Genomic DNA, 25,785 nt, shown 5'->3' with positions numbered 1-25,785 from the left:
CGAATATAAGCGTATCAGCCGATATAACCAAGCCATTTGCTGACACCGAAAAGCGACGTCAGCGTCAAGATGATGCCAACACAAGTGAACAGCCACCGGGGCGAGATACGGCGCGCCAGCATCGCGCCGAAAGGCGCCGCCACGACGCCGCCGATCAGCAGTCCCAGCGTATAGGTGGTGAAGGTCGCCCAGCCGAGATGAAAGAGGAAGGTTAGGCTGATCGACAGCGTCAGGATGAACTCAACGCTATTGACCGTCCCGATGGTATGTCGTGGACTGGCGCCCTGTAGCAGGAGGTTCGAAGTGACGATGGGCCCCCACCCGCCACCGCCGCTGGCGTCCATGAAGCCGCCAAGCAAGCCGAGGGGGGCCACCCATTTGGGGTCGCGCGGCTTGGGCGGCAGGTGAAACCCGCGCCAGATGAGATAGACGCCGATCGTGGCAAGATAGACCTGAACGAAGGGTTTGACGACCGCACCGTCGATATGCGTCAGCAAATAGGCGCCGGTTACGCCGCCAATGACACCCGGAACGATCAGGCGACCGAACAGCTTCCAGTCGACATTGCCATGCAGGATATGGCTGATGGCGGAAACGCCGGTGGTGAACGTTTCGGCCGCGTGCACGCTTGCCGATGCGCGACTGGGCGGCACACCGACCGCGAGCAGCAATGTGCTCGATATGACCCCATATGCCATTCCCAGCGCCCCGTCGATCATTTGCGCGCCAAAGCCGATCAGGATGAAAGGCAGGATGTCGCTCACATGGGCATAGAGGGAATCGATCATCCATCGTCCTTCGAATTATTCTCTACAATATTGATAGTCATATAAGTCGATCGGACGCAAGCCCCACTTTATCCCGACCGGCATCGGACCAAAAACCGGCCTCCTCTGGAAAAATCCTGACCATGGGCTTATGTAGCGGTCTTGTTCGGGATCAGCTTGCAAGGGCGCTGTCGATGGTGCGCAATCTCATTGCCTATCTGGAGTCGGTCAAGGCGCGTGACCCCGCGCCGCGTTCGTTAGCGGAAATCATGCTTTATCCCGGCGTCTGGTCGCTGGCGTTTCATCGTGTGGCCCACCGGCTTTACCGGGCACGGCTGTTTTTCCTGGCGCGTGCAGTGAACCATATCGCCCGCTTCCTGACCGGTAACGACATTCATCCCGGAGCCCGGATCGGCAAGCGCTTCTTCATCGACCATGGCTTCACCGTCATCGGCGAAACTGCCGAAATCGGTGACGATGTCACGCTATACCAGAATGTGACCCTTGGCGGTACCGATCCGGCCAACGGCATAGCCGGCAAGCGGCATCCGACGCTGGCCGACGGCGTCATCGTCGGGTCCGGCGCACAGGTCCTGGGTCCGGTCAATGTCGGCGCGCGGGCACGCGTTGGAGCCAACGCCGTCGTGACAAAGGATGTCCCGGAAGGTGCGACGATGGTGGGCATCCCGGCGCGGCAGATGCTGGTGGATGTCACCGCGTATCAGCGCGATTTCATGCCCTATGGCACTCCCTGTTCCGACTGTTTCGACCCGGAAAAGCAGAAGCTGGAAACCTTGCAGTGCGAGGTGGAGCAATTGCAGAAGCGTCTGGCGGAACTGATGGCGGAACGCCAGCGGCCCTTAGTCCCCGATGAAGATAGCTTGTTCGAGGAACGCGGCCGCGCCTGATGACCAATGTGACGCCGTTCCCGGGTCAAGGAGGGCGAACCGGTCAGGTCGGCTTCGACCGGCTGGAACTGCAAAGGATCATGGATTTGTACGGCCGGATGGTTTCGGCAGGGCACTGGCGCGATTATGCGATGGACATGGGACGCGAAGCGGCGGTCTTCAGCGCATTCCGGCGGTCCGCGGAACGGCCCGAATATCGCATCGAAAAACGTCCCGCACTTCGCCATCGGCAGGGCATGTGGGCGCTCGTCGGAGAGGGCGGCCAGATACTTCGGCGCGGTCAGGAACTGCACAATGTGCTTGCTCCGGTCGAACGCAAGCTGCTGCGCATCGTCAACGACTGACCGATATATTTGCGTTGCGGGCCGCTGCCCGCTTCACCCGGCGGCATCGCGCGCCTAGATGGGGAACATGAACGCCCCTCTCTACAACAAGGACATATTGCGGCTTGCTGCCAGCATTCCGCATCAGGGACGGCTGACCGCGCCGCAGGCCAGCGTGGAAAAGCGATCTCCGACGTGCGGTTCGCGCGTCACGGCCGACGTGCGGATGCGCGACGGGCGTGTCAGCGACCTCGGTCTCGACGTCAAGGCCTGCGCATTGGGTCAGGCGTCGGCGGCATTGATGGCGGCGCAGGCAATTGGTTTGAACGCGGCCGAACTGGCCGAAGCGCGGGATCGGCTGACCGCCTATCTTTCGGGTGAGAGCGACGATCTCGATTTCTGGCCGGGCCTCGCCGTGCTTGCGCCGGCACGCGGCTATCCAGCGCGCCACGCGTCGATCCGGCTGGGGTTCGAGGCCATCGCCGAAGCCGCGCGGATGGCGGACGCCTGATGGCCGCCCCGGCAAATGCGGTCAGCGCGACCGACGTGTTATTGTCGGACGGCGTCATCCTGCTGGGCGCCGCCGTGCTGTTCGTCATGATCTTCCGCCGGTTCGGACTGGGCGCGGTGCTGGGCTATCTGGTCGCAGGCGCGCTGGTCGGGCCGCAGGGGCTGGGCCTGGTCGGCGGCGCGGAATCGAAACTGGCCATTGCCGAAATCGGCATCGTGCTGCTGCTCTTCCTCGTTGGCCTGGAACTGCATCCAGCCCGGCTCTGGCGTCTCAAACGCGACATATTCGCGCTTGGCCTCGCGCAGGTCGTATTGTGCGGCTGTATCCTGACAGCCATCATCTTCTATTCGACGGGCTTTACCTGGGGGGCGGCCATCGCGCTGGGCCTTCCGCTAGCCCTGTCCTCGACGGCGCAGGTCCTGCCGGGCCTGAAATCGAGCGGCCGCATCAACTCCCCTTTTGGCGAAAAGGTGTTTTCGATCCTGCTGTTCCAGGACCTTTCCATCGTTCCGTTGATCACCATCATTGCCGCCCTGTCGCGCAACCCGGCCGATGCCGCCGGGCCGCCCGGATGGGTACTGGCCGGCTATACCGTCGCTGCGATAGCGGGACTGGTGCTGGCAGGCCGCTTCATCCTGCGCCCCGCGCTGCAACTCGTCGGCCGGCTGGGGGAGCGGGAATTGTTCGTGACCGTGGGCCTTTTCACCGTGCTTGCGGCTGCCGCACTAATGCATGCTCTACATCTTTCGACCGCACTGGGGGCTTTTGTTGCGGGCGTGATGCTGGCGGATTCGCCCTATCGGCACGAAATAGAGGCGGATGTGGAACCGTTCCGGTCGATTCTGCTGGGCCTGTTCTTCCTGGCCGTAGGCATGGTGCTCGATCTCGCGACCGTCGCGGCGCATCCGGTCTTCGTCATCGGCATGGCGCTGGTGCTGGTCGCGACCAAGGCGACCCTGATTGCCGGCCTTGCGCGCCTGTTCGGCATGGAATGGCAACCGGCGCTCGCCGCCGGACTGCTGCTCAGCCAGGGTGGCGAATTCGGTTTCGTTTTGTTCGCGCAGGCTCAGAATGCGTTTCTGATCGCCCCGGAAGCGGCAAGCCTGTTCAGTGCCATCGTCACCTTTTCGATGGCGACGACGCCGTTCCTTATGCTCTTTGCCCGCCGGTTCGAATTTGCCCAGCCCAAGGAGCGAAACGACCTGCCCGGCCCGGACGAGGAAACGCATGGCACCGCGATCATCGTGGGCTATGGCCGCTTTGGCCAGACCGTGGCGCAGATGCTGATGGGCCACGGCTTCGGGGTCGTTCTGATCGACAAGAAGCCGGCCCAGATCGAAGTTTCGAGCCGGTTCGACATGAAGGTCTATTATGGCGATGGTACGCGCATCGACCTGCTGCGACGCGCAGGGGCGGAGGAGGCGCGGCTCATCGCCTTCTGCATCGACGATCCGTCGCTCGATCCGCGCGTGCTGGAACCGATCGCGGAAGCCTTCCCGCAGGCCGCGCTGATGCTGCGCGCCTATGACCGGCGGCAATTGCTGGCGTTCAAGGACATGGATCTGGCCGGGGTGGTGCGTGAAGTCTATGAATCGGCGATATGCATGGGCGCGCAGGCGATGCAGGTCCTTGGCGTACCCGATAAGGAAATCGACGAGGTCGAGCGGCAGTATCGCGACAATGACGATCAGCGCCTGGCGCTCCAGATCGAACATGGCGACCTGCTGGCGGCAAAGCACTTGATGTTCCGTCCCGGCCGGTCCATGCGCCTGACCACGCGGGGCGACGGGGAGGAAGCATGATAGCCATTTTGTCTTGCCTGTCTGCGGCGCTCGCAATCGGCGCAGGAGCGTTCGGCGCCCATGGCGTGAACGACCCCAAGGCGGCGGAATGGCTGCGCACAGGCGGCATCTACCAGCTTGTCCACGCCGTGGCCGCCCTGGCGCTGCCGGGAACAAGTCGCGGGGCCGCTGCGCTGCTGCTGGCGGGCGCTGCGATCTTCGCCCTCTCCCTCTATGCCATGGCGCTGGGCGCACCGCGATGGCTGGGCGCGATCACGCCGATCGGCGGCGTTCTGATGATCGGCGGCTGGCTATGGGCCGCATGGACATTCGGGCAGCGCTGACCCGAACCCTTGCCCCCGCGCCTCGCCGCGCATAGATTGAGTATATGGCCGATCACCATCATCATCATATGGAACCAACCGGCGCGAAGCTTGCCGACGCGGCGCGCGCGACGCTGGAAGCGCGCAACGAACAATGGACGCCCATGCGCGCCGCCATCTTCGACGCACTGGCGGCCGAGGACCGTCCCGCTTCGGCCTATGATATCGCGGACAGCGTATCAAAGGCACGGGGAAAACGGGTCGCGCCCAACAGTGTCTACCGCATCCTCGACCTGTTCGTGACCAATAATATCGCGATGCGCGTGGAAAGCGCCAATGCCTACATCGCCAATGCCCATCCCGGCTGCCAGCACGACTGCATCTTTCTGGTCTGTCGCGCCTGCAAGCAGGCCACCCACGTCGATGATGACAAGGTCACGGACAACGTCCGTGCCGTGGCCGAGCATGAGGGGTTTCACGCCGAGCGGCCGGTGATCGAAATATTGGGCACATGCGCGAAATGCGCAGCGTGAACGGTGGCGCGCGCGCCATCGGAACGCCAGGACATGCCCAGGAGTCTGCTGAATATGAATGATCGCCCCGACACGCCGATGCTCGACAAGGTCACTTGGCCTTCCGACCTGCGCGCGCTGAAACCCGGGCAGTTGCGCCAGCTTGCCGACGAATTGCGGGCGGAGACGATTTCCGCCGTGGGCACTACGGGCGGACATCTGGGATCGGGGCTGGGTGTCGTCGAACTGACGACGGCCATCCATTATGTGTTCGACACCCCGCGCGACAAGCTGGTCTGGGACGTCGGGCACCAATGCTACCCCCACAAGATCCTGACCGGGCGTCGCGATCGCATCCGCACACTGCGCCAGGGAGGAGGCCTCAGCGGCTTCACCAGGCGCGCGGAAAGCGATTATGACCCTTTCGGTGCCGCACATAGCTCGACGTCGATCAGCGCCGCGCTGGGCTTCGCCATCGCCAACAAGATGACCGACCAGCCCGGCAAGGGCATCGCCGTCATCGGCGACGGCGCGATGTCGGCTGGCATGGCCTATGAGGCGATGAATAACGCGCGGGAGGCAGGCAACCGCCTGGTCGTCATCCTCAATGACAATGACATGTCGATCGCGCCACCGGTCGGCGGCCTGTCCGCCTATCTCGCCCGGCTGGTGTCGAGCCGCGAATTTCTGGGGCTGCGCGACCTGGCCAAGCGGCTGGCGCGCAAGCTGCCCCGCCCACTGCACAATGCCGCGCGCAAGACCGACGAGTTTGCCCGGGGCATGGCCATGGGGGGGACGCTGTTCGAGGAACTGGGTTTCTATTATGTCGGCCCGGTCGACGGGCATAATCTGGACCAGCTCATTCCCGTGCTCGAAAATGTTCGCGACGCCGCCGAAGGCCCCTGCCTCGTCCACGTCGTGACGCAGAAGGGCAAGGGCTATGCTCCGGCGGAAGCTGCAGCCGACAAATATCATGGTGTGCAGAAATTCGACGTGGTCACCGGCACACAGGCCAAGGCTCCCCCAGGTCCGCCCAGCTACACGAACGTCTTTGCCCAGGCCCTGATTGCCGAGGCGAAACGGGACCCGACCGTGTGCGCCATCACGGCCGCCATGCCGTCGGGCACCGGGCTCGACAAGTTCGAGGCAGCCTTTCCCGATCGTAGTTTCGACGTCGGTATTGCCGAACAGCATGCCGTCACCTTCGCCGCCGGTCTGGCCGCGCAGGGCATGCGACCGTTCTGCGCCATCTATTCGACCTTCCTCCAGCGCGCCTATGATCAGGTCGTGCACGACGTGGCGATCCAGAACCTGCCAGTGCGCTTCGCGCTCGACCGCGCGGGTCTGGTGGGGGCGGACGGGGCAACGCATGCCGGCAGCTTCGACCTCGCCTATCTGGCGACCCTGCCCAACATGGTGGTGATGGCGGCCGCCGACGAGGCGGAACTGGTCCATATGGTCCATACCTGCGCTTGCCACGACACCGGTCCCATCGCGGTCCGCTATCCGCGTGGAAACGGCACCGGCGTCGCGATGCCGGAAGTTCCCGAAAGATTGGCCATCGGCAAGGGCCGCATCGTGCGCGAAGGCCGTCAGGTCGCCATCCTGTCGCTTGGCACGCGGCTGGAGGAGGCGCTGAAGGCTGCCGATCTGTTGGAGGCGAAGGGACTGTCGACTACCGTCGCCGATCTGCGCTTCGCCAAACCGCTGGACGAGGCATTGATCCGGCGCCTGCTGACGACCCATGAGGTCGCAGTGACGATCGAGGAAGGCGCCGTTGGCGGCCTGGGTGCCCATGTGCTGACGCTGGCGAGCGATCTCGGACTGATCGACACCGGCCTGAAGCTGCGGACGATGCGCCTGCCCGACGCCTTTCAGGATCAGGACAAGCCGGAAAAGCAATATGCCGACGCCGGGCTCGACGCGGCGGGTATCGTCAATACCGTGCTGACCGCGTTGCGTCACAATAATGTCGGCGCGGAGGCGCGTGCCTAAAGGGCAACTTATCAGTTGCTCTTTAACGTCGGGTGGAGCATATAGGCACCCAGGAGGTTGCCTATATGTCTGATTGCATCACCAAGACCGTCGAAATCGCCGCACCCGTCGCTCGCGTATGGGATTCGCTCGTCGACCATCGAAAATTCGGCACATGGTTCCTCGTCGCGCTCGATCGCCCGTTCGCGGTGGGAGAAAAGACCGGGGGCCATATGACCTATCCGGGCTATGAACATTTCCCGTGGGAATCTCGCACCGTCGCGATCGAGCCGATGACACGTTTCGCGTTCGAATGGCCCGCGACCGGCGGCGACCGGGATGCGATCCGCGACGGCGTGGCAGAACGGACTTTGGTCGAATTCCTGCTTGAACCGACACTGGACGGAACCCGGCTGACGGTGCGGGAAAGCGGGTTCGACAAGGTGCCGGAGCCCCGCCGGACCAACGTCATGCGATCCAACGATGGCGGCTGGGCGGAGCAGGTGAACAATATACGCCGCTATGTCGAAGGTTGAGCCGGCGCGGCTATTTTCGGCTCTGGGCGACGCGACGCGCCTGTCCATGCTGTCACGCCTGTCGGATGGATGCACGCTGTCAATCGTGCAATTGGGCGATGGGTTGGCGATAAGCCGACAGGGCGTCGCCAAGCATCTGGACGTGCTGCACGGCGCAGGCCTGGTCGACCGCAGGAAGAGCGGGCGGGAGGTGCATTATGCCCTGCGCCGCGAGGCGATCGAAGCGGCGCGCACATGGCTGGACGAGGTGAATTCCCAGTGGGACGGCACGCTCGCCCGGCTCAAGGCGTTCGTCGAGGACGGGGACGGATAGGTCCCCCGCCCTGACCTTATTGCGGGGTGGAGGCGCGAGCGTCCTGGCCGTCGCCTTCCGGTGCGGCGATGACATCGCGCGTCGTGCTGCCCTTGTCGACGACCTCTGTTCCCGGATCACCGGCCGAGGAGCGGATACCCGCGGCAGCGTTGGCGCGGCCAGCCTCGTTCAGCGCAGCCGCTTCACTGGCGCTGCGCGCGGCGGGGCCGCCGAACATCGCCTGCATGGCTTCACGCCCCGAATCGACCGATGCCGCCGCCGGCGTGCCGGGCGCAGGTGGCACCAGAGCGAAATCCGGCGGAATCACGAGCGGCGCTTGACGCGAGACGGCGAATTCGTCGGGGCGATCGCGCCCGAACAGGCCACGGCCGCCACCGCAGGCCGACAAGGTTGCTACGAGGCCGGCGGCGAGGATCAGTTTACGCTTCACTTCAAAGTCTCCGTCTTTGCGCCCTTGTCGCGCAGCAGCAGCGCCCGCGCAAGCAGGATCAGCACGCCAATGGTGATCGCCGCGTCCGCCAGGTTGAAAATCAGGAAAGGCCGCCATTCGCCGAAATGCAGGTCGGCATAATCAACGACATAGCCCAGCCGCACACGGTCGACGATATTGCCGATGGCCCCACCCAGCACCAACCCGAGCGCGGCGACATCCTGCCGCGCCTTTTCGCGCCACATCCAAATGCCGACGAAGCCGGCGATCAGGAATGTCATGCCAACCAGCGCCCAGCGCATCACGTCCGTGTCCGCGTGGAAGAAGCCCATCGACACACCGCGATTTTCCAGCCAGCGCAGGCGGAAGATCGGCAAAATCTCTATCCCCTCCCCTGCGCGGCTTTGCAGCGCCAGGGGATATGTGACGGTATATTTGACGAGCTGGTCGAGCGCGAGCGTCACGATCGCGACGGTCAGGCCGAGGGGACGGTGGTTGACCGCGGGCTGGATGTTCATGCGTTCAGCACCTTGTCGCACCGGTCGCAGAGCGTGCCGTCCTCCGTCACTTCGGGTAGCAGGCGCCAGCAGCGGCCGCATTTGTGCCAGTCGCTGGGCTTGACCACGATACCGTCGCCCACGCCCATTTCGACGCGGGCGACAATGGCGATTTCGGCAAAGTTCACACCGTCGCTGGGCAGCATTTCGCCCATGGTCACGTCCGCTTCCAGACTGGAGCGGATGATCTTTTCGCGGCGGAAAGGCTCGATTGCCTCGTTCACCTGTTCGCGCTGGTCGCGCAGTTCGGCCCATTTGTCATTAAGATGGCCGTTGATCCAGTGATGGTCGACCTGCGGCCATTCCAGGAAATGGACGCTATCCCCGGCGCTTGGGAAGCGGCTTTGCCACACTTCCTCAGCGGTGAAGGGGATGATCGGCGCAACATAGCGGACCAGCGCATGGAACAGCGTATCGAGCAAGGTGCGGTAGGCCCGGCGCTTCGGATCCGACTTCGCGTCGCAATAGAGGCAGTCCTTGCGGATGTCGAAAAAGAAGGCGCTGAGGTCGCTGTTCGCGAAGTCGAAGATCGCGCGGGTGTAGCGCGAAAATTCCAGCCAACTCTCGCTGCCCTTGTCCTTGTCCACCACGGCGCGCAATTCGGCGTCGAGTTGGGCCAGACGATGGAGCATGTAGCGCTCCAGTTCCGGCATTTCCGCGTAGGACACCGCCTCCTCATCTTCATCATAGTCGGAAAGAGCGCCAAGCATGTAACGGAAAGTGTTGCGCAATTTGCGATAGGCGTCGGAAGATCCGGCCAGCACTTCCTTGCCGATGCGCACATCGTCGAAATAATCGGTGCTGGCGACCCATACGCGCAATATGTCCGCGCCGCTCTCGCTCATGATCTTGAGCGGATCGACCACATTGCCGAGGCTCTTGGACATTTTCTTGCCCGACCCGTCGAGCGCAAAGCCATGGGTCAGCACCGCGTCATAGGGCGCACGACCGCGCGTGCCGCAGCTTTCCAGCAGTGAGGACTGGAACCAGCCGCGATGCTGGTCCGATCCTTCGATATAGAGGTCGGCGCGGGTGCCATCGCCATAGCGGCCCTCGACCACGAAGCTGTGGGTGGAGCCGCTGTCGAACCAGACGTCCAGAATGTCGTTGACGACTTCATAGTCGGCCAGGTCGTAATCGGGGCCAAGCAGCGCCTGATGATCTGCGCCGAACCATGCGTCTGCCCCGCCCGCCTTGAACGCTTCGACGATGCGGGCATTGACCGCCGGATCAACCAGATACTCGCCGCTCTTGCGATGAACGTAGAGCGCGATGGGCACGCCCCAGGCGCGCTGGCGGGAGATGACCCAGTCGGGGCGGCCCTCCACCATGGAGCGGATGCGGTTGATCGAGCGTTCGGGCACCCAGCGGGTATTCTGGATCGCGTCCAGCGCCACGCCGCGCAGCGTCGGCCCGTTGGTCGGCAGCGCGGTGGCGAGCGCGCCCGTCACCGGCTCCAGCGGCGGCAGCGGATAGTCGGCCACCTGCCCGCTTGGCTGATCCATGGGGATGAACCATTGCGGGGTGCAGCGGAAAATGATCTTCGCCTTGGAGCGCCAGCTATGCGGATAGCTGTGGCGGAAGTCGTCCGACGCGGCGAACAGGCCGCCCGCCTGCGCCAAGTCGGTGCAGATCGGGCCGTCCTTGCTGACGAACTTCGGATTGATGACCGAGCCTTGCCCGCCGAGCCACGCCCAGTCGGCGCGATACTTCCCGTCACCCTCCACCGCGAACACGGGATTGATGCCGTGCGCCTTGCAGAGCGCAAAGTCGTCCTCGCCATGGTCCGGCGCCATGTGGACGAGGCCGGTGCCTGCGTCGGTCGTGACGAAATCGCCGGGGAGGAATGGGCGCGGCTTGGCGAAGAAGCCGCCGAGCGCGTGCATCGGATGGCGGGCGACGGCACCGGCGAGTTGCGAGCCTTTAACTCTTCTTCCAGTTCCCCCGGAGCCAATTTCGGTCGTTAAGAATGGAATGATACCCTGCAACTCAGGAACGCCGATATTGATACGGCGGTTGCCGAATTTAATCCATCCACCGTTCCGAGCGGCGTGTTTCAAACGCTCTTGAAATGCTTCCTTCAAAGCTGGTGCGATCAGTACTCGAACACCATTAAGCGGATAAGCGCTTGCCAACTTTTCTAGGGCTTCAGGTGGACCACCCGCGACGATTTCATATTCTTGATACTCAATCTCCGGCCCATAAGCCAAAGCCTGGTTCACCGGGATCGTCCAGGGCGTCGTGGTCCAGATCACAGCATGGGCGCCGACCAGTTCGGGCGCGTTCGGCGCTTCCACGATCTCGAACGCCACGTCGATCTGGGTCGACACGACGTCCTCATATTCCACCTCCGCCTCGGCCAGCGCGGTCTTTTCGACCGGGGACCACATGACGGGCTTGGCGCCGCGATAGAGCTGGCCGCTTTCCGCGAACTTCAGCAGTTCGCCGACGATGGTCGCCTCGGCATCGAACTTCATGGTCAGATAGGGATCTTCCCAGTCGCCCATCACGCCCAGGCGCTTGAACTGTTCCTTCTGCACGTCGACCCATTTGTCGGCATAGGCGCGGCACTGGGCGCGGAATTCGGACGCGGGCACCTCGTCCTTGTTCAGCTTCTTCTTGCGATATTCCTCCTCGATCTTCCATTCGATGGGGAGGCCGTGGCAGTCCCAGCCGGGCACATAGGGCGCGTCCTTGCCGAGCAGCGACTGGCTGCGGACGATGATGTCCTTCAGCACCTTGTTCATCGCATGGCCCATATGGATGTCGCCATTGGCGTAGGGCGGGCCGTCATGCAGGATGAAGCGCTCGCGCCCCGCCCGCTTCTCGCGCAGCTTGCCGTAGAGGTCCATCGCCTCCCACCGCGCGGCAATCGCCGGCTCCTTCTGCGCGAGGCCGGCCTTCATCGGAAAGTCGGTCTGGGGCAGGAATACGGTGCTTTTATAGTCAGGCTGGTCGGTCATGGGTGTCCGGTATCTGCAAACATCCGTTCGCGGGCGAACGGGGTCGGGAATGACTGCGCGGCATTAAGCGAGGTGGGGCGTTGCCGCAAGGATTTGCCGCGCATCGGCACAGTCCCGCGCAATCTGCGCCATCAGCGGGTCGAGGCCGTCATATTTCGCCTCCGGACGCAGATAGTGGATCAACTGCACTTCGATGTCCTGCCCGTAGAGACTTTCGGAAAAATCGAAGAAATGCGGCTCCAGCAATTCCTTGGGCGGATCGAAGCTGGGGCGGATGCCCAGGTTCGCCGCACCGTCCAGCAGCCGGCCGTCGGGCAGCAGGCCACGCACGGCGTAGATGCCATAAGCCGGGCGCAGGTAGCTGCCCAGGTCCAGATTGGCGGTCGGGAAACCGATGGTACGGCCCAGCTTGTCGCCATGCTGCACCGTGCCCCTGATGGCGAAGGGCCGGGTCAGCAGCCGCGCGGCCGTTCCGCAATCGCCGGATTTCAGGGCGTCGCGGATACGGCTGGACGAGATGATCCCCCCCCCGTCGCGGACCGGGGCCACAGCCTCCGCCGGAAGGCCCAGCGGCGCGAACGAGGCGATGGAACCGCTGCGCCCCCGGCCGAAGGTAAAATCCTGCCCGGTAACCACCGCCGCGACGCCCAGATGATCGGTCAGCACCCGCACATAGTCGGCCGGTTCCAGCGCGGCCAGTTCGGCCGTGAACGCAAAGACCAGCATGGCGTCCGCCCCGGCAGCGGCGAACAGCGATTGCCGCTGGTCCAGCGTCGTCAGGCGGAAATGCGGCGTCCCGGGGTTAAACAGGCGCATGGGATGCGGATCGAAAGTGGCGACGATGGCCGGGCGCCCCTCCGCACGGGCACGCGCGACCGCGCGGCCGACCACCGCCTGGTGCCCGGCATGAAAACCGTCGAAATTGCCGAGCGCCATGATGCTCCCGCGCAGGGCGGCGGGAACCGGGGCGCTGCTGGAAAGCCGCTCCATGGCGCGCGCTATAGGCGGCACTGCGGCGTAGGGCAATGCAGCGCCCGATGATGTGCCTATGCCGCGCGCAGGAAGGCGATCAAATCCGCATTCAGCCGATCCGGCGCGGTCGCGAACAAGCCATGGGGTTCGCCGTCATATTCGATGAGCTGGGCGCCCGGGATGCCGGCAGCGGCCGCACGGCCGGACGGATCGATAGGCACCGTTTTGTCCGCCGTGCCGTGGATGACCAGCGTCGGGATGGTGAAACCTGGCAGGTCGGGCCTGAAATCGGTGCGCCCGAAGGCATCGACGCATGCGATCGTCGCGATCGGACTTGCCATGATCGCAAGCGCGAAGCTCCAGTCCATCACACCCTTGCTGACCGGGCTGGTGACCCACCCGACCCCGTAAAATTGCTTTGCGAACTCCTGGAGGAATGCAAAACGGTCGGCCCGCAGATCGTCCTTTATGCCGTCGAACACGCTGGCATCGGCGCCGCCGGGATTGTCGTCGGTCTTGAGCAGGTAGGGGACGACGGACGAAACCAGCGCCGCGCGGTTCACGCGCGCGGCGCCATGCCGGCCCAGGTAACGGGCGATTTCGCCACCGCCCATGGAAAATCCCACCAAAGCGACCTTCGGCAGCGCCAGATGGTCGATCAGGTCGGCAAGATCGTCCGCAAAGACATCATAGTCATAACCCGTGGCGGGATGACTGGAATGGCCGAAACCGCGCCGGTCGTAGGTGATGACCTGAAAGCCGGCCTCCACCAGTGCAACGGTCTGATATTCCCACATGTCGCCCGTCAGCGGCCATCCATGGATCAGGATGACAGGCGCGCCCTCTCCCATTACCTTGTAATGCAGGGTCTTTCCGTCCCGCGTTTGCACTACGCTCATCGTCCGGCTCTCCTCTTCGGCATGAACCGGGAAAGCGCGCGGCCGGCGGGAGCGTTCCATCAGCGCCCGTCTAAACGCGCTCCAGCGTCACGAAATCATGGGCGGGCCGCCCGTCTTTCACGCCATGGCATTCGCGCCGGACCTCCTGCCATGCGGCCGGATCGGGATAGGCGATGGCGGCGTCGCCTTCCGCGTCCAGATGAACCTCCGTCAGTTCGATCCGGTCGGCCAGCGGCAGGAACAGGCGATATATCTCCGCCCCGCCGATCACCATCGCGGTCGGTGCGGCCGCCAGCGCGAGCGCGCCGTCGACATCGTGGGCGACTTCCGCCCCCTCGCCCGACCAGTCCCGATCGCGGGTGAGCACGATATGGCGACGGCCCGGAAGCAGGCCCGGCAGGCTGTCGAACGTCCGGCGGCCCATGATCATCGGATGACCTGCGGTCAGCGCCTTGAAATGCCGCAGGTCGGCGGGCAATCGCCAGGGAAGGTCGCCATCCCGGCCGATCACGCCATTGTCGGCGCGGGCGAGGACCAGGACGATGCGTGGCGTCACAGCGTCAGCCGGGTCACATGCCCCATTTTGCGGCCGGGCCGCGCCTCATGCTTGCCGTAGAGATGCAGGTGGCTGACCGGATCGGACAGGATCGACAGCCATTCATGCGCTTCGTCCCCGATCAGGTTGCGCATTTCGACGCGCGGCGCGGCGAGACCGGTATCCCCCAGCGGCAGGCCGCAAATGGCGCGGACATGGTTTTCGAACTGGCTCGTCACCGCGCCCTCGATGGTCCAGTGGCCGCTATTGTGAACGCGCGGCGCCATTTCGTTGAACATCGGGCCGTCTGCGCTGGCGAAGAATTCCAGCGTCAGCACGCCGACATAGTCGAGCGCGTCGGCCACCTGTGCCGCGAGCGCGCGTGCCTGATCCACCTGCGTCGCGATGACCGGCCCCGCGGGCGCGGTCGACGTCGCCAATATGCCGTTCACATGGACGTTGGCCGGCGAGTCCCAGAAGCGGATCGCACCGTCCGCGCCGCGTGCCAGGATGACCGAAAATTCCTCGGCGAAGGTCACGAAGCCCTCCAGGATCGCACTCTGCCGCCCGATCGCGTTCCAGGCGCCGACCGCGTCGCCCGGTTCGGAAAGGCGCGCCTGTCCCTTGCCGTCATAGCCCATGCGGTTGGTCTTCAGTATGGCGCGGCTGCCGATGGTCTCGATCGCCGCCTCCAGATCGTCCAGGCTCTCGACCGGCGCGAAGGGGGCGGTCAGGCCGCCCAGATCGCTGACGAACCGCTTTTCGGCCAGCCGGTCCTGCGCGATCCGCAGCGCGTGGGCACCGGGACGGACGAGGCCATGGCCCGCGAGCGTATCGACGGCGGACGGATCGATATTCTCGAACTCATATGTGACGACGTCGACGCTTTCGGCGAAGGCAGCGAGTGCGCCGGCATCCTCATAGGCGCCGCGCGTCCAGTTGGGCGACACGTCGGCGGCCGGTCCGCTATCCTCCGGCGCGAAGACATGGGTGCGATAGCCCAGCTGCGCGGCGGCGACCGCGATCATGCGGCCAAGCTGGCCACCACCCAATATGCCGATGGTCGAGCCGGGGGGAATGCTGGTCATGGGTCTTGCGTCAATCCTCGACCGTCTCTGCAACCGAGGCGGTCTGGCGCGCGCGCCAGTCCTCCAGCCGGGTCGCGAGCGCCGGATCGGCGGTGGCGAGGATGGCGGCGGCCAGAAGGCCCGCATTGATCGCCCCCGCCTTGCCGATGGCCAGCGTGCCGACCGGAATGCCGCCGGGCATCTGCGCGATCGACAGAAGCGAATCCATGCCCTTGAGAGCCTTGGATTCGACCGGCACGCCCAACACCGGCAGCCGCGTCATCGATGCCGCCATGCCGGGCAGATGCGCCGCCCCGCCCGCGCCGGCGACGATCACCTTGAGCCCGCGCGCGGCGGCGCCGGTCGCATAATCGTAGAGGCGCTGGGGCGTGCGGTGGGCGGACACGACCTTGCATTCATGCGCCACGCCCAAGGCTTCCAGGACTTCGGCGGCATGGCGCATCGTATCCCAGTCCGACCGGGACCCCATGATGATGCCGACCTCGACCGCGCCGTCCATTACCCGCTTCCCCTGATATCGCCCGGAAAGCACAGCCCCTTAGCGGGCGGACCGCCGGGGGGCAATGCCGATTCGGGTGCCGCGCTGCGACTGGTTACCGCTCCGACAGATAATAGCGGTCGGTCGCGGTCAGGTCGTCGGCAAGCTGATAGACGATCGGCTGGCCGGTCGGGATTTCCAGTTCCGTGATCTCGTCGTCGGGGATGTCCGACAGATGCTTGACCAGCGCGCGCAGCGAATTGCCGTGGGCGGAAATGAGCACGCGCTTGCCGGCCATGAGGTCGGGCGCGATCTTCGCATCCCAGTAAGGCAGCACGCGGGCGATCGTATCCTTCAGACTTTCCGTCGAGGGGATTTCGATGCCGGCATAGCGACGGTCGGCGGACAGGTCGAATGCGCTTCCGGCCTCCAGCGGCGGCGGCGGCGTATCGAAGCTGCGCCGCCAGATCTTGACCTGATCGTCGCCATGCTTGGCCGCCGTCTCCGCCTTGTTGAGGCCGGTAAGGCCGCCATAATGGCGCTCGTTAAGGTGCCAGTCCTTCTCGACCGACAGCCACAACCGGCCCATTTCCTCCAGCGCCAGATTGAGCGTCTTGATCGCGCGGGTCTGGACAGAGGTATAGCATTGGTCGAAATCCAGCCCCTTCTCCGCCATCAACCTGCCGGCCGCACGCGCCTCTTCCGCGCCCTTTTCCGTGACGTCCACGTCCCACCAGCCGGTGAAGCGGTTTTCCAGGTTCCAGGCCGACTGGCCATGACGGATGAGGACGAGTGTAGGCATCTGGCGCGTCTCCTGCACGATAGCGGCGAATGATGGCTGCATCCCATAGCGGCCAAAATCGGCGGCGCAAGCTTGCCGCCCCTGCGACCGTCCCCCACATTGCAGTCCGGCACGCCATCGGATAGCTGGTTGCGGGACATCACCGGAAGGAAGCAGGGACTTGGCATTCGTAAAGGGCGTCTGGCGCATATTGGTCGCGATCAAGGACGGGCTGGTCCTGCTGTTCCTGCTGCTGTTCTTCGGCGCGCTCTACGCCGCGCTGTCCTTTTCGCCCAAGCCCGCAAAAGCCATCGCCAGCGGTGCGCTGCTGCTGGACCTGGACGGAACGATCGTGGAACAGCCAGCCGAGGTCGATCCCTTCGCACTGCTGTCGGGCAGCGGACCGGATGCGAAGGAATATCGCCTGTCGGATATCGTCCTGGCGCTGGAAGCGGCCAGGACAGATGCCAAGGTGAAGGCGGTCGTGCTGAACCTGGACGGTTTCATGGGCGGCGGCCAGGTCGCGATGGCACGGGTGGGCAAAGCGCTGGACGCGGTGCGCGCGGCGAAGAAGCCCGTATTGACCTATGCCACGCTCTATACCGACGATGGTTATCAGCTGGCCGCCCATGCGAGCGAAATATGGACCGACCCGCTGGGTGGCGTAGCCATCATGGGACGGGGCGGGTCCAGCCTGTTCTACAAGGGATTGATCGACAAGCTGGGCGTCACCACCCATGTCTATCGCGTCGGCACGTACAAGAGTTTCGTCGAACCCTTCATCCGTGCCGACCAGTCTCCCGAAGCGAAGCAGGCCAATCAGGCGCTGGCCGCCGCGCTGTGGCAGAATTGGCAGGATGACGTGGCCAAGGCACGCCCCAAGGCGAAAATCGCCGCCTATGCCGCCGATCCCGTCGCCGCCGCACGCGCGGCGGGGGGCGACATGGCCAAGGCTGCGATGGCTGCCGGCCTGATAGACCGGGTAGGCAACGAAAGCGCGTTCGGCGATCATGTCGCCGACATCGCCGGGGATGGCACGGATGATGCCGCAGGGAGTTTCGCCTCAATCGATCTTTCGACCTATGTAAAGGCGCGCAAGCCCGCCAATGACGGCCAGATCGGCGTGCTCACCGTCGCCGGCGACATTGTCGACGGCGAGGCCGGCCCCGGCACGGCGGCGGGCGATACGATTTCCGACCTGCTGCTGACGGCGCTCGACGAAAAATCGCTGAAGGCCCTGGTCGTCCGGGTGGATTCGCCCGGCGGATCTGTGATGGCGGGCAACAAGATCCGCGATGCCATATTGCAGGCGAAGGCACAGGGCCTGCCGGTCGTCGTGTCCATGGGCAATGTCGCGGCGAGCGGCGGCTATTGGGTGTCGACGCCTGCGGACATCATCTTCGCCGAGCCCGACACCATCACCGGTTCCATCGGCGTCTTCGGCATCCTCCCCAGTTTCGAAGGCACTTTGGCCAAGATGGGTATCACGACCGACGGCGTGCGCACCACGCCGCTTTCCGGCCAGCCCGACGTCATGGCGGGCACCAACGAGGCGTTCGACCAGATCATGCAGATGGGCGTGGAGGATATTTATCGCCGCTTCATCGGCCTGGTGGCAAAGTCGCGTCGCAAGACGCCCGAGCAGGTTGACGCCATCGCGCAGGGCCGTGTGTGGGACGGCGGGACGGCACGCCAGATCGGGCTGGTCGATCGTTTCGGCGGGCTGGAAGATGCCATCGCCGAAGCTGCGCGACGCGCGAAGATCGACCCGGCCAAGGCCCGTCCCTACTGGATCGAGAAGCAGCCCGACAAATGGGCGCAATGGTTCGAGGCCATGGCAGAGCGCGAACGCGACGGCGAGGATGCCGGGGCGGCGCGTGACCTGCTGGCACGACAGGCGCTGCTCCAGCGCCGCTGGGCGGCTCAGGCGGTCAACGATGCAAGGGCGATGGTGACGGGTGGCGGCGTGCGCGCCGATTGCCTGCAATGCCGCGCCTATGGCGCGCCCCGCGCCGCGTCCGGCGATGCGCGGATCGGGCTGATGGCGGTGCTGACCGGATGGCTGAAGTGACAGCCATCGCGTCTAATGGCGCATCGCCGGCGGTGACATGCGGCGGATCAGCCGCTGAAACCGACCGATAGAAATTCCGGAACCGGGCCGTTCCAGCCATCGTCCGGGCCGTCATCCCGCTCCGCGTGGCGCGGCGCACGACGCGGTTCGGGCGGGCGGGCCGGGCGTTCCTGACGGCGAGGCTCTTCGCGGCGTGTCTCTTCAGCGCGCGCTTCCGCCTTTTGCCCGGGCTTGCCATCCCGTTCCTTGCCACGCTTCGACCGTTCGGCACGGGCGGGACGCTCTTGCGGCGCGTCCTCCGGCGGGCCGGCGTCCGTGCCTGTGTCGGGCATGTCCGCATAGGGGATCTGCGTACCGATCAATTTCTGGATATTGTCGATCGCCTCGGCATCGTCCTTGGTCACGAAGGTGAAAGCGACGCCTTTCGCACCCGCGCGACCGGTGCGCCCGATACGGTGGACATAATCGTCCGGATGCCACGGTGCGTCGAAGTTGAAGACGTGCGATACGCCCTTGATGTCCAGGCCGCGGGCCGCGACGTCGGACGCGACCAGGATGTTGACCGTGCCGACGCGAAACCGCTCCAGCTCGGCGATGCGCGATGCCTGATCGATGTCGCCATGGATCTCGCCCGATCGATAGCCATGGCGCTGAAGGCTCTTGTTGAGTTCACGCACCGTGGTCTTGCGGTTGCAGAAGATGACCGCGCTGTGCACGTCCTGCCGGTCCAGCAGCGCGCGGAGTGCTTCCCGCTTCTTGCGCGAATCGACCTTAACCAGATTCTGGGTGATGTTGATCGAGGCGGTCGCGGGTCGCGCCACTTCGATCGACTTGGGATTGGACAGGAACCGATCCGCCAGTTTCTTGATGACCGGCGGCATGGTCGCCGAAAACAGCAGCGTCTGGCGCTGGGCGGGCAGCTTCGTGCAAATCTGTTCGATGTCGGGGATGAAGCCCATGTCGAGCATCCGGTCCGCCTCGTCGATCACCAGCATGCTGCAGCCGTTGAGAAGAATTTTGCCGCGCTCGAACAGGTCCATCAGACGGCCCGGCGTGGCGATCAGCACGTCGACGCCCTTTTCCAGCGCCCTGACCTGATCACCCATCTGCACGCCGCCGATCAGCAACGCCATGGAAAGCTTGTGATATTTCCCGTATTTCTCGAAATTCTCCGCAACCTGGGCGGCAAGTTCGCGGGTCGGTTCCAGGATCAGGCTGCGCGGCATCAGCGCACGGGCGCGGCCATGCGCCAATATGTCGATCATCGGCAGCACGAAGCTGGCGGTCTTGCCGGTGCCGGTCTGCGCGATGCCGATAATGTCCCTCATCATCAGGACCGGCGGGATCGCCTGCGCCTGGATGGGCGTGGGCGTGTCGTAACCCGCTTCGGTCACGGCCCTGAGCAATTCATCGGAAAGGCCGAGATCGGCAAAAGTCATTCAGGCGTCCGTTACTGGAGGGAGAGGCGCCCGGCGTTCAACAGGGCATAAATCGCGCGGGCCTTGCGGAAATATTGGCCGCTTGTCAAGAAAATCGCGCGATTCCGGCGCCGGTCAGTCACCGTCTTCCGCCTCGACGAGGCGACGAAAGCTTACGATTTCGCAGCTCGCCCCACTGCGCGCCTGCAATTCGTCCCGACCCGAACATAGCGACCCGTCCTCCGCCGGCTCCACATAGAAACCCGAATAATATCCAGCCGAGTCGCATCCCTTTTCCAGTCGCGCGCGATAGCGATGGCGGTCCGCCAGGATCAGGTCGATCCCGTCGCGCGTGACGATGCTGGCAGCGCGGATCGATCGCAAGGCGATGCAGCGCGGCCCCTTTCTTTCCTCCCAATCATCCTGCGAATCAGGCGTGATCCGCGCCGGAGCCTTGCCCTGCCGCGCCATGGGGACGCGGATGATGACCCTCTGCTCGATCGTGAGTTGCGCCCATTGCACGGGCTGGTCGGCCGACGCGGCGAGCAACAACAGGATGGAATGAAACAATATCGACCCCTTTTGTACGGCGCAGACTATCGTCCAATGGTTGAACAGTCGATGAATTCCGGCGCATAGCGGTGCCATGATCGATCAGCATGTCATTGCGCGCTTCGTCGAACGGCTGGGGACCAAGGCGGTCCTGACCGATCCGGACGACATCGACCCCTGGGTCCATGACTGGCGCGGGCGCTATCATGGCGCGGCCGCGGCCATATTGGCGCCAGCGTCGACCGCGGAGGTCGCGGCGGCGGTAGGGCTGGCGACGGAGCTGGGCGTCCCGCTGGTGCCACAGGGCGGGAACAGTTCCATGGTCGGCGGGGCGACGCCGCCGGCCGACGGATCGGCGCTGATCCTGTCGTTGCGACGCATGAACCGTATCCGCGCGATGGCGCCTGACGACAATCTCGCGATTTGCGATGCCGGCGTCATTCTGGCGACCCTGCACGAAGCGGCCGAAGCGGTCGGACGGCGTTTCCCGCTGAGCCTTGGCGCGAAGGGTTCGGCGACCATCGGCGGGCTTATATCGACCAATGCCGGCGGCACGCAGGTGCTGCGCCACGGTACGATGCGCGCGCTGGTCGCGGGTATCGAGGCGGTGCTGCCCGACGGCAGCATCTATGAAGGGCTCGACCCGCTGAAGAAGGACAATCGCGGCTACGACATCAAGCAACTGCTGATCGGCGCTGAAGGCACTCTGGGCGTGGTGACGGCTGCGTCCCTGCGGCTGGTCCCCGCGATCGCGACGCGCGCGGTCGGCTGGGTCGCCGTTCCCTCGCCCGAGGACGCGCTGTCGCTGCTGCGCCTGGCAGAAGCGCGGCTGGGCGATACCGTCGAAGGGTTCGAGATACTGTCCGACGAGACGCTGGGCTTCGTGCTGGGCCATATTCCCGACACCCGGTCGCCGGTCGGCACGCGAACACCCTGGCATGTGCTGATCGAGATCGACCATGCCGATCATTCCGAGCCGGGGCCCGCAGCGCGGCTGGAGGAAGCGCTGGCCGAGGCGCTGGAGCGCGGCATTGCCGCCGACGCGACCATCGCCGCGAGCGAAGCGCAGGCCGAGGCATTCTGGCGCATCCGCGAGTCCCTGTCGGAGTCGGAACGGGCGCAGGGGCCGGCGCTGCAATATGATGTGAGCGTGCCCGTAGCGCGCATGCCCGCCTTCATGGTCGACGCGGCGGAGCGGGTCCAGGCGCAGTTTCCGGGCACCACCGCCTCCTCCTTCGGGCACTTGGGCGACGGCAATGTTCATTTTCACGTCCGCGCGCCGCGCGGCACGCGCGACGGTCCGGCCTGGATCGCGGCGCAGGGCGAAGCGATCAACCGCTTCGTGCATGATATGGTGGTCGCGGCGGGCGGCTCGATCTCGGCTGAGCATGGCATCGGCCAGATGAAGCGGGCGGAACTGGGGCGGCTGGCCGCCCCGGCGCGGATCGGCGCGCTGCGGGCGATCAAGGCCGCGTTCGACCCGGGCGGGCTGTTCAACCCCGGCAAGCTGATCCCGCTGCCCGGCGAGGACTGAGCCCGAACCGCCGACAAAGCGATTGCACGGCGGCCGCAAGGCCTTTATCGCCCTGCCCCAATTGCGACCCGCGTCGCCGCGATGGCGCCGCCCAGAAAGAGAATGGACCTGACCATGGCCAGCGCAGCCGCGAACACCCTGCCGATTTTCTATAACGACCTCATCCCGCTCAGCACGCAGGACCATGCCGAATACAAGACCCGCTCGGTCGACGCCGCGCCATTCCTGGTCACCCAGCACGCCGTGCCGCTGACGGTGGACGAGTTCGTTACCGCCCAGCGGTTCGTGCCGATCATCTTTTCCGCCGGCGCCGACAGCGTTCCGCTGGCGCTGATGGGCCTCAACGAGGGCGTCAACATCTTCGTCGACGACGAGGGCAAGCTGCGCGGTCCGGCCTACGTTCCGGCCTATGTCCGGCGCTATCCCTGGATGCTGGCGAAGCTGCGGCCCGACAGCGAGGAATTGTCGCTCTGTTTCGACCCCACCAGCCCGGCTATCGGCGTGTTTGACGAGGGCAATCCGCTGTTCGACGGCAACCAGCCGAGCGAACTGACGCAGGGCGTGCTGAAATTCTGCGAGGATTTCGAGCAGGCGGCCGCCCGCACCGGCCAGTTCGTCCGTGAGTTGCAGGAAATGGACCTGCTGATGGACGGCGAAGTTGCCATCCAGTCGCCGGGCAACGAGCAGCCTTTTGTCTATCGCGGCTTTCGCATGATCAACGAGGAAAAGCTGCGCGACCTGCGCGGCGACCAGCTTCGCAAGATCAACCAGAGCGGCATGCTGCCCCTGATTCATGCGCATCTGTTCTCGTTGCAACTGATGCGCGAGATTTTCGAGGCGCAGGTCACTCAGGGCAAGGGTCCGGTCGCCCAGCCCGCCAACGCCTGAAATAACGTCGCGCCGAAACGGTCCAAATGATGGATGAATGACCTGTCGTATTCCCCTTGAAAGGGGATGCGACCTGTCTTATCTAATCATCATACGGCGCACCTGCCCCCCCTTTCGGGTGTGTCGTATGGGCGCCTCCCCCTTTGGAGGCGTCTCCTCCCTGAACCTGGCCACCCCATGTGATACGCATGGGGTGGTTTTTTATTTATGGCGGCGGCGACTTGACCGACCGCCATGGTCTGCTAAAGCGCTGCCCCTGCCGGCCGCTGCAAGCGCGCCGCGCGGCCCCTTCGTCTAGCGGTCAGGACGCGGCCCTCTCACGGCTGAAACACGGGTTCGATTCCCGTAGGGGTCACCAAAACTCTCTCCCAGAGGGTTTCAGGAAGTGCCGGGAACGGCGGATTTCTGCGGTTTTTTGTGGTATAGGTATCCCATACGGAGTGGTTATGCACCACCGGATACCAGCATGTTGATGGTATGTCTGATGGTAGCGCAGCCCTCCCCTAAAAGGAGATACCATCATGGCGCTCACCTTTGCTGCCATCAAGAATGCCAAGGGCCGCGTAAAGCCCTATAAGCTCACCGATAGCGATGGCCTGTTCCTCTATGTGACGCCCAATGGCGGTCGCTACTGGCGCATGAACTACCGCCATATGGGCAAGCAGAAGACTTTGGCCTTTGGGGTCTATCCCGACACCGGCCTTGCTGACGCCCGCGAGCAGCGCGACGCCGCCCGCAAAGTGTTAGCCAAGGGCGACGATCCCGCCGAGAAGATCAGGCTGGATCGCATCGCCGCCACGGTGGCCGCCTCCAACAGCTTCAAGGCTGTCGCCGACGAATGGCTGGTAAAAGTCGAGCGCGAAGGTCGCTCCGCCGTCACCATGAAGAAACTGCGCTGGCTGCTGGCATTTATCAATGCGTCGCTGGGCAAACGCCCTGTCACCGCCATCACCGCGCAGGAGGTTTTGACCATGCTGCGCAAGATGGAGGGCAAGGGCCGCTATGAGACGGCCAAACGTCTGCGCAGCACATGCAGCCAGATATTCCGGTACGCCATCGCTACGGCCCGAGCCGAGCGCGACGTGGCGGCGGACTTGCGCGGAGCGCTGATCGCGCCCCAGCCCGTCCACAGGGCTGCTATTACCAGCGCGGACAATGCGGGCGGACTGCTGCGGGCCATTGAAGCGTTCGAGGGCTTCGCCAACACCAAGGCCGCGCTGCAACTGTTGCCTCATGTATTCGTCCGTCCGGGCGAACTCCGCTATGCCGAATGGGCTGACTTTGATTTCGACAAGGCGCTGTGGACGGTCCCGGCGCACAAGACCAAGATGCGGCGGGCGCATACCATCCCCCTCTCCCGGCAGGCATTGGCGATCCTTAGCACCATTGAGCATGATGCGGACTACAGCCGCTACCTGTTCCCGTCGCTCCGCTCGGTGGATCGCCCCATGTCGGAAAACACCATCAACGCTGCCTTGCGCCGCATGGGCTTCGCGCAGGATGAAATGACCGGCCACGGCTTCCGGGCGATGGCGGCGACTTTGCTCAACGAGATGGGCCTATGGCATCCCGACGCGATCGAACGCCAGCTTGCCCATTGCGACAACAATGCAGTGCGCCGTGCTTATACGCGCGGTGAATATTGGGACGAACGCGTGCGGATGATGCAGCACTGGTCAGACCATCTCGATTTCCTGCGCGATGGCCAGAAGATACTCACCGGCAAATTCGGCAAGGCGAAAAGCCAGGCGGCCTGAACGCAATCGGTCATTGTCGCCGTGCCCTCGCCCACAAGAAACGAGGGGCACGGCGACAGGATCAAACGCCCAACTCTTCCCGATAGCCTGCCGGATCGGCAATCCAGCGGTTAACAGCGGACTCTCGCCAGCCAGCGCCGTGGACGCTGATCTTCACCTGCCGTGGGAAAGTGCCTTCGCCCATCTTGCGATAGAGCGTCGTGCGGGAAAGCCCTGTGCGGGCGAGGACGGTTTTCATGCGGATGATACGATCGCTACTGGTCATGGGGGCAGTCTCTTCAAATCAGGATGTTGCACGCGCCCCCGACCACGAGCATTGGATGCCTTGCCGTCCCGGACAAGAGACTTCCGGGCGCGCTGGCAGCACTGCTGTGAGGTGATGGTGGACGCCGGCGGCAATCGGCGGTCAGCGGCGGAAGACGGCGGAATTTGGCGTAGACTTCTCACCGACCACGATCAGTGCAGATTTTTTCCCAGCCTGTACCAAAATCCCATGCGCAGCCTTCGCAACCGCCCCGTTCCGGGGGACAGCCAGAAGGCGCTAGGCCGAGTCGATCATGGGATGCTCCTTTGTAAGGACCACCTTCGCAGCGTGATGAAGCAGGAACTCATGCTCACCCGCAGCGCATCCGCTGTCAAGAAGGCCGATGGTGTATCGTCCCATCCCACCGTCGTTGAACTATAACGCTAGGTGTTATATATGGCGGAAGAAGCAGGAGAACCGCCATCTCGCGCATTTTCAAGAATGGATGGTTCGAGCGCTTTGCGCGGAAGGAGGCCCGGCACGACACGACCATTTTCGGTCACTCTTTACCAGTAATACCAACCTGCATTGATCACGACCCACATGCCCATTTGCGGCGTCCGATTGTCATGATGCGCCACGGCTGATCGACGAGCCTGTTCCAAGCTTC

The 25,785-nt window shown here is 64.3% G+C and carries 26 protein-coding genes and 1 tRNA gene; 14 read left to right on the top strand and 13 right to left on the bottom strand.

From position 1 onward, the window contains the following. Nucleotides 1–14: 14 nt before the first annotated feature. The gene (locus J3E64_RS13050) at nucleotides 15–788 is read right to left on the bottom strand and encodes a sulfite exporter TauE/SafE family protein (protein WP_253343465.1); all 774 of its coding nucleotides are present in this window, start codon (nucleotides 786–788) and stop codon (nucleotides 15–17) included. Between the two features lie 173 nt (nucleotides 789–961). Here J3E64_RS13050 and epsC point away from each other — a divergent pair, with 173 nt between their 5' ends. The 9 genes from epsC to J3E64_RS13005 all read left to right on the top strand — a co-directional run bounded on the left by epsC (nucleotide 962) and on the right by J3E64_RS13005 (nucleotide 7,948). Beyond that, on the top strand, nucleotides 962–1,675 hold the full coding sequence (gene epsC, locus J3E64_RS13045) for a serine O-acetyltransferase EpsC (RefSeq protein ID WP_253343464.1): 714 nt from the start codon (nucleotides 962–964) through the stop codon (nucleotides 1,673–1,675). Beyond that, nucleotides 1,675–2,019: a DUF2794 domain-containing protein gene (locus J3E64_RS13040; protein ID WP_253343463.1), complete on the top strand. Its 345-nt coding sequence runs from the start codon at nucleotides 1,675–1,677 to the stop codon at nucleotides 2,017–2,019. Before epsC ends, J3E64_RS13040 begins: the two co-directional genes overlap by 1 nt. A 67-nt stretch (nucleotides 2,020–2,086) precedes the next feature. Continuing rightward, a complete protein-coding gene (locus tag J3E64_RS13035) occupies nucleotides 2,087–2,509 on the top strand; it encodes an iron-sulfur cluster assembly scaffold protein (protein ID WP_253343462.1) in 423 nt (140 codons plus the stop codon). Continuing rightward, nucleotides 2,509–4,311 (top strand): monovalent cation:proton antiporter-2 (CPA2) family protein, encoded by a 1,803-nt coding sequence (locus J3E64_RS13030; protein WP_253343461.1) that lies wholly within the window; start codon nucleotides 2,509–2,511, stop codon nucleotides 4,309–4,311. Before J3E64_RS13035 ends, J3E64_RS13030 begins: the two co-directional genes overlap by 1 nt. After that, on the top strand, nucleotides 4,308–4,634 hold the full coding sequence (locus tag J3E64_RS13025) for a DUF423 domain-containing protein (RefSeq protein ID WP_253343460.1): 327 nt from the start codon (nucleotides 4,308–4,310) through the stop codon (nucleotides 4,632–4,634). The genes J3E64_RS13030 and J3E64_RS13025 overlap by 4 nt, the downstream gene beginning before the upstream one ends. Nucleotides 4,635–4,678: 44 nt before the next feature. Next, complete coding sequence (locus J3E64_RS13020) at nucleotides 4,679–5,146, top strand: Fur family transcriptional regulator (protein ID WP_253343459.1); 468 nt, start codon at nucleotides 4,679–4,681, stop codon at nucleotides 5,144–5,146. Nucleotides 5,147–5,200: 54 nt separating this feature from the next. Next, nucleotides 5,201–7,120, top strand: coding sequence for a 1-deoxy-D-xylulose-5-phosphate synthase (gene dxs / locus J3E64_RS13015; protein WP_253343458.1), 1,920 nt, complete (start codon nucleotides 5,201–5,203; stop codon nucleotides 7,118–7,120). A gap of 65 nt (nucleotides 7,121–7,185) precedes the next feature. After that, a complete protein-coding gene (locus J3E64_RS13010; RefSeq protein WP_253343457.1) occupies nucleotides 7,186–7,635 on the top strand; it encodes an SRPBCC family protein in 450 nt (149 codons plus the stop codon). Beyond that, nucleotides 7,622–7,948, top strand: a complete 327-nt coding sequence (locus J3E64_RS13005; RefSeq protein WP_253343456.1) for a helix-turn-helix transcriptional regulator — start codon at nucleotides 7,622–7,624, stop codon at nucleotides 7,946–7,948. Before J3E64_RS13010 ends, J3E64_RS13005 begins: the two co-directional genes overlap by 14 nt. Before the next feature lie 16 nt (nucleotides 7,949–7,964). On the opposite strand, the gene J3E64_RS13000 is transcribed toward J3E64_RS13005, so the two are convergent. From J3E64_RS13000 to gpmA, 9 genes are all read right to left on the bottom strand, one after another. Continuing rightward, nucleotides 7,965–8,378 (bottom strand): DUF3035 domain-containing protein, encoded by a 414-nt coding sequence (locus J3E64_RS13000; RefSeq protein ID WP_253343455.1) that lies wholly within the window; start codon nucleotides 8,376–8,378, stop codon nucleotides 7,965–7,967. Next, nucleotides 8,375–8,896, bottom strand: a complete 522-nt coding sequence (lspA, locus tag J3E64_RS12995; protein WP_253343454.1) for a signal peptidase II — start codon at nucleotides 8,894–8,896, stop codon at nucleotides 8,375–8,377. The genes J3E64_RS13000 and lspA overlap by 4 nt, the downstream gene beginning before the upstream one ends. After that, nucleotides 8,893–11,898: an isoleucine--tRNA ligase gene (locus J3E64_RS12990; protein WP_253343453.1), complete on the bottom strand. Its 3,006-nt coding sequence runs from the start codon at nucleotides 11,896–11,898 to the stop codon at nucleotides 8,893–8,895. Before J3E64_RS12990 ends, lspA begins: the two co-directional genes overlap by 4 nt. A gap of 63 nt (nucleotides 11,899–11,961) precedes the next feature. Continuing rightward, nucleotides 11,962–12,888, bottom strand: a complete 927-nt coding sequence (locus tag J3E64_RS12985) for a bifunctional riboflavin kinase/FAD synthetase (protein ID WP_253343452.1) — start codon at nucleotides 12,886–12,888, stop codon at nucleotides 11,962–11,964. 56 nt (nucleotides 12,889–12,944) lie between these two features. Next, the gene (locus J3E64_RS12980; protein WP_253343451.1) at nucleotides 12,945–13,769 is read right to left on the bottom strand and encodes an alpha/beta fold hydrolase; all 825 of its coding nucleotides are present in this window, start codon (nucleotides 13,767–13,769) and stop codon (nucleotides 12,945–12,947) included. Nucleotides 13,770–13,839: 70 nt separating this feature from the next. After that, complete coding sequence (locus tag J3E64_RS12975; RefSeq protein WP_253343450.1) at nucleotides 13,840–14,325, bottom strand: dihydrofolate reductase; 486 nt, start codon at nucleotides 14,323–14,325, stop codon at nucleotides 13,840–13,842. Then, the gene (locus J3E64_RS12970; protein ID WP_253343449.1) at nucleotides 14,322–15,392 is read right to left on the bottom strand and encodes a 5-(carboxyamino)imidazole ribonucleotide synthase; all 1,071 of its coding nucleotides are present in this window, start codon (nucleotides 15,390–15,392) and stop codon (nucleotides 14,322–14,324) included. The genes J3E64_RS12975 and J3E64_RS12970 overlap by 4 nt, the downstream gene beginning before the upstream one ends. A 10-nt stretch (nucleotides 15,393–15,402) precedes the next feature. Next, a complete protein-coding gene (purE, locus tag J3E64_RS12965) occupies nucleotides 15,403–15,891 on the bottom strand; it encodes a 5-(carboxyamino)imidazole ribonucleotide mutase (RefSeq protein WP_253343448.1) in 489 nt (162 codons plus the stop codon). A 94-nt stretch (nucleotides 15,892–15,985) separates the two neighbouring features. Further along, on the bottom strand, nucleotides 15,986–16,672 hold the full coding sequence (gpmA, locus tag J3E64_RS12960; RefSeq protein WP_253343447.1) for a 2,3-diphosphoglycerate-dependent phosphoglycerate mutase: 687 nt from the start codon (nucleotides 16,670–16,672) through the stop codon (nucleotides 15,986–15,988). 160 nt (nucleotides 16,673–16,832) lie between these two features. Between gpmA and sppA the strand changes: the two genes are divergently transcribed. Next, nucleotides 16,833–18,722, top strand: a complete 1,890-nt coding sequence (gene sppA / locus J3E64_RS12955) for a signal peptide peptidase SppA (RefSeq protein ID WP_253343446.1) — start codon at nucleotides 16,833–16,835, stop codon at nucleotides 18,720–18,722. A gap of 47 nt (nucleotides 18,723–18,769) precedes the next feature. Here the strand turns inward: sppA and J3E64_RS12950 are convergent, their stop codons facing one another. Beyond that, nucleotides 18,770–20,161 carry a DEAD/DEAH box helicase gene (locus J3E64_RS12950; protein WP_253343445.1) on the bottom strand — a complete coding sequence of 464 codons (1,392 nt, stop codon included), beginning with the start codon at nucleotides 20,159–20,161 and terminating at the stop codon, nucleotides 18,770–18,772. A gap of 114 nt (nucleotides 20,162–20,275) precedes the next feature. Further along, complete coding sequence (locus J3E64_RS12945; RefSeq protein WP_253343444.1) at nucleotides 20,276–20,710, bottom strand: hypothetical protein; 435 nt, start codon at nucleotides 20,708–20,710, stop codon at nucleotides 20,276–20,278. 76 nt (nucleotides 20,711–20,786) lie between these two features. On the opposite strand from J3E64_RS12945, the gene J3E64_RS12940 reads away from it, so the two are divergent. The 4 genes from J3E64_RS12940 (at nucleotide 20,787) to J3E64_RS12925 (ending at nucleotide 24,871) form a co-directional block, all read left to right on the top strand. Continuing rightward, nucleotides 20,787–22,226, top strand: coding sequence for an FAD-binding oxidoreductase (locus tag J3E64_RS12940; RefSeq protein ID WP_253343443.1), 1,440 nt, complete (start codon nucleotides 20,787–20,789; stop codon nucleotides 22,224–22,226). A gap of 114 nt (nucleotides 22,227–22,340) precedes the next feature. Further along, a complete protein-coding gene (locus J3E64_RS12935; RefSeq protein ID WP_253343442.1) occupies nucleotides 22,341–23,114 on the top strand; it encodes a SapC family protein in 774 nt (257 codons plus the stop codon). Nucleotides 23,115–23,397: 283 nt separating this feature from the next. Next, nucleotides 23,398–23,472: transfer RNA gene (locus J3E64_RS12930), tRNA-Glu, on the top strand. Nucleotides 23,473–23,635: 163 nt separating this feature from the next. Next, nucleotides 23,636–24,871 (top strand): integrase arm-type DNA-binding domain-containing protein, encoded by a 1,236-nt coding sequence (locus J3E64_RS12925; protein ID WP_253343441.1) that lies wholly within the window; start codon nucleotides 23,636–23,638, stop codon nucleotides 24,869–24,871. A 61-nt stretch (nucleotides 24,872–24,932) separates the two neighbouring features. Here J3E64_RS12925 and J3E64_RS12920 read toward each other — a convergent pair whose 3' ends face one another. After that, entirely contained in the window at nucleotides 24,933–25,136 is a 204-nt protein-coding gene (locus J3E64_RS12920) for an AlpA family transcriptional regulator (RefSeq protein ID WP_253343440.1), read from the bottom strand. Nucleotides 25,137–25,785: the final 649 nt, after the last annotated feature.

The organism is Sphingobium sp. OAS761, from assembly GCF_024168485.1.
In the GTDB taxonomy this organism is placed as follows: domain Bacteria; phylum Pseudomonadota; class Alphaproteobacteria; order Sphingomonadales; family Sphingomonadaceae; genus Sphingobium.
Note: the sequence above shows the minus strand (reverse complement) of the source record. Positions and strands in the feature narration are given on the sequence as shown.

Bases quoted from the DNA above. Each gene is read 5' to 3' on its own strand.
- J3E64_RS13050 (WP_253343465.1), bottom strand. From the start codon at position 788: ATGATCGATTCCCTCTATGCCCATGTGAGCGACATCCTGCCTTTCATC.
- epsC (WP_253343464.1), top strand. From the start codon at position 962: ATGGTGCGCAATCTCATTGCCTATCTGGAGTCGGTCAAGGCGCGTGAC.
- J3E64_RS13040 (WP_253343463.1), top strand. From the start codon at position 1,675: ATGACCAATGTGACGCCGTTCCCGGGTCAAGGAGGGCGAACCGGTCAG.
- J3E64_RS13035 (WP_253343462.1), top strand. From the start codon at position 2,087: ATGAACGCCCCTCTCTACAACAAGGACATATTGCGGCTTGCTGCCAGC.
- J3E64_RS13030 (WP_253343461.1), top strand. From the start codon at position 2,509: ATGGCCGCCCCGGCAAATGCGGTCAGCGCGACCGACGTGTTATTGTCG.
- J3E64_RS13025 (WP_253343460.1), top strand. From the start codon at position 4,308: ATGATAGCCATTTTGTCTTGCCTGTCTGCGGCGCTCGCAATCGGCGCA.
- J3E64_RS13020 (WP_253343459.1), top strand. From the start codon at position 4,679: ATGGCCGATCACCATCATCATCATATGGAACCAACCGGCGCGAAGCTT.
- dxs (WP_253343458.1), top strand. From the start codon at position 5,201: ATGAATGATCGCCCCGACACGCCGATGCTCGACAAGGTCACTTGGCCT.
- J3E64_RS13010 (WP_253343457.1), top strand. From the start codon at position 7,186: ATGTCTGATTGCATCACCAAGACCGTCGAAATCGCCGCACCCGTCGCT.
- J3E64_RS13005 (WP_253343456.1), top strand. From the start codon at position 7,622: ATGTCGAAGGTTGAGCCGGCGCGGCTATTTTCGGCTCTGGGCGACGCG.
- lspA (WP_253343454.1), bottom strand. From the start codon at position 8,896: ATGAACATCCAGCCCGCGGTCAACCACCGTCCCCTCGGCCTGACCGTC.
- J3E64_RS12990 (WP_253343453.1), bottom strand. From the start codon at position 11,898: ATGACCGACCAGCCTGACTATAAAAGCACCGTATTCCTGCCCCAGACC.
- J3E64_RS12985 (WP_253343452.1), bottom strand. From the start codon at position 12,888: ATGGAGCGGCTTTCCAGCAGCGCCCCGGTTCCCGCCGCCCTGCGCGGG.
- J3E64_RS12980 (WP_253343451.1), bottom strand. From the start codon at position 13,769: ATGAGCGTAGTGCAAACGCGGGACGGAAAGACCCTGCATTACAAGGTA.
- J3E64_RS12970 (WP_253343449.1), bottom strand. From the start codon at position 15,392: ATGACCAGCATTCCCCCCGGCTCGACCATCGGCATATTGGGTGGTGGC.
- purE (WP_253343448.1), bottom strand. From the start codon at position 15,891: ATGGACGGCGCGGTCGAGGTCGGCATCATCATGGGGTCCCGGTCGGAC.
- gpmA (WP_253343447.1), bottom strand. From the start codon at position 16,672: ATGCCTACACTCGTCCTCATCCGTCATGGCCAGTCGGCCTGGAACCTG.
- J3E64_RS12950 (WP_253343445.1), bottom strand. From the start codon at position 20,161: ATGACTTTTGCCGATCTCGGCCTTTCCGATGAATTGCTCAGGGCCGTG.
- J3E64_RS12940 (WP_253343443.1), top strand. From the start codon at position 20,787: ATGATCGATCAGCATGTCATTGCGCGCTTCGTCGAACGGCTGGGGACC.
- J3E64_RS12935 (WP_253343442.1), top strand. From the start codon at position 22,341: ATGGCCAGCGCAGCCGCGAACACCCTGCCGATTTTCTATAACGACCTC.
- J3E64_RS12925 (WP_253343441.1), top strand. From the start codon at position 23,636: ATGGCGCTCACCTTTGCTGCCATCAAGAATGCCAAGGGCCGCGTAAAG.
- J3E64_RS12920 (WP_253343440.1), bottom strand. From the start codon at position 25,136: ATGACCAGTAGCGATCGTATCATCCGCATGAAAACCGTCCTCGCCCGC.